General features: G+C 55.8%; 2 protein-coding genes. Both read right to left on the bottom strand.

The genetic code is table 11. The annotated features are described in order from the left end of the window. Positions 1 to 1,164 (bottom strand): IS66 family transposase (locus tag JWJ90_RS22545; RefSeq protein ID WP_205229468.1); only part of this gene is annotated, 1,164 nt, incomplete at its 3' end. Then, the coding region (locus tag JWJ90_RS22540; protein WP_205229467.1) for a Druantia anti-phage system protein DruA at positions 1,157 to 2,002 on the bottom strand (846 nt) is incomplete at its 5' end. The genes JWJ90_RS22545 and JWJ90_RS22540, both read right to left, overlap by 8 nt.

The following is a 2,002-nucleotide window of genomic DNA, read 5'->3' as shown; positions in this document are numbered from 1 at the left end:
GAAGGTAAATAATGAACCCATTTCCGTATCGAGATGGCGGACAAGCTTCCCCGCTTCACTGTCGGAATCGATATACAGCGCGATCAACCGGTTGAGCCGGGCATAAAATGCGTTCCACTCGGCTTTTGTTGGTGGATCCTTGGCCATCCTGCAGAGACGGCGTAATTCATCTCTGGCCCAGGCTCCACATCGAGCAAGTTCGGGATCTTTTCGCTCGGCCATTCCCTTGGCCCGGCGGATCAGGTGGGCCAGGCAGGTTTGGCGGGCATGCACCCAGTTTTGATACAACCGATAGCCGTCACTGACCAGGATGCCTTCCCAACCTCCGACCAAAGACGCAAAGGCGTCCTTGGAACGATGGGTGTGGACCATGAAATAGGCGACTACCGAACTGGCCATTACCCAGAGCCAGTTGAGCTTGCCGTTGTTTTTCCATGGGGTTTCGTCAACATGGTTGACCTTGGCAGCATGTGCCTTTTCGCCGATGGCCTCGTAATGAGGGTGGATTGCTTTGGAGGCCCGGTCGATAATATTCTGGATGGCTCCAAGGCTGATACTGATGCCCAGCACCGAGGAGCAAAAAGACTGGATAGCCTGTCGACTGTTCCCCTCAATGCCGCCGATCTCGGCTACAAGGGCACAAAGTCGTGGGCCAAAGCCGGCTCGAAATCTTTTTGGTGTATATCCTTTGCCGGTTTTCCCGCAGTTGCAGCACTTGCCCCGGTAGAGGATGAAATGAATGACGGTCATCGCAATTTCAGGCAACTCGATGTGCTGATGGGTGTGGTAAGGACGTAACTTGGTAAACGTCCGGCAGCCACAGGTACACGGGCCAGGATGAACGATCTCGGTTTTTGTCGGTGGCATGAGCTGCTGGCGGTGCCCTTTGTGGCCCTTGCGCCCACCGGATATCCTCTTGCTGGGTTTAGGCGTGTTTTCCTGGTAGGGCGAATCGGATGAGGGCGGCTTGTTGGAATTGGACGAGTTTTGGTCAAGCCTGGCCTTGAGTTGCCTGACCTCGGCCTCCAGTTCTCGTATTCGCTGGTCCTGCCTGGCGATATGATCCAGCAGTGTGCGGATAATTAGTCGCAGAGCCGAAGGGGGCAACCGTTCTAGCTCGGCGTCGCTGATCTGGAGGTCCAGGGGCGTATATTCTTCAGCCACGTAGCTGCTCCCTGAACTTTTTGTTCAACGGGTAAAGGAAGACAGCCTTCACCGGCTCATTTCGTTGGTAGTGGCGGTCATATTTACCGCGACCGGTGGTTTCGCCCACTTTGGCCCAGTTGGCGGCCCGGTAACAGGTTCCCTGGAAGCGCCCCGTCTCCACAAAAGTCTCCAGCAGGCAGATGGGCTCCCGGTAAAAGGAGAACCAATCCCGCTCCAGCTGGCGAGTGTTGAGAGCCAAAACCTTGGAGGCCAGATGACGAATATTGACCCAGGGCAGGATAAGGAAGCGAACATTGTTCACCACTTGGGACAGGTTGCGTTCCCGCTGCTCACGATTCCAGCCAATCAGTTGATCGCGAGATGCCACTTTCCAGGCGGCGGAGCCCCAACCGAGACAGGCCACCAGCCGATCGTCAAGGTAGGCGAGATACTTCAGCGATGAGCCGACGATCCAGGGGGAGCCCAGATAATGATAACGGTCAATCAGGTAATCCCAAAGCCCTTCATCGGGGCTTTGACGAACCATCTTGATTGTCAAAGAGCCATACGCAGAAACAGCACCAGCCATTTCCGTGGTGTCAATTGCATAGGTACGGCGATCTGCCCGCCGCGGGAAACGATAGGTTTCCTGCAGCCGGGGCGGTAGAGTGAGTTCGCCTTTTTTCTCCAGGGTGAGCAGGAGGCTCCGGCAGGCCATGTCCTTCAACTGGCCATTAGGTTGTCGCCATTGCCACCGCTGGCAGAGAATTTTTGAGATCGCCGTGCGCCCCTTATCCCAATGGTCGGCAGTGATCTGACGAATTTCATCCAGATCGTGCTGGTTGAGGTGGCGACC

This window comes from Desulfobulbus rhabdoformis (assembly GCF_016919065.1).
Lineage (GTDB): Bacteria > Desulfobacterota > Desulfobulbia > Desulfobulbales > Desulfobulbaceae > Desulfobulbus > Desulfobulbus rhabdoformis.
Note: the sequence above shows the minus strand (reverse complement) of the source record. Positions and strands in the feature narration are given on the sequence as shown.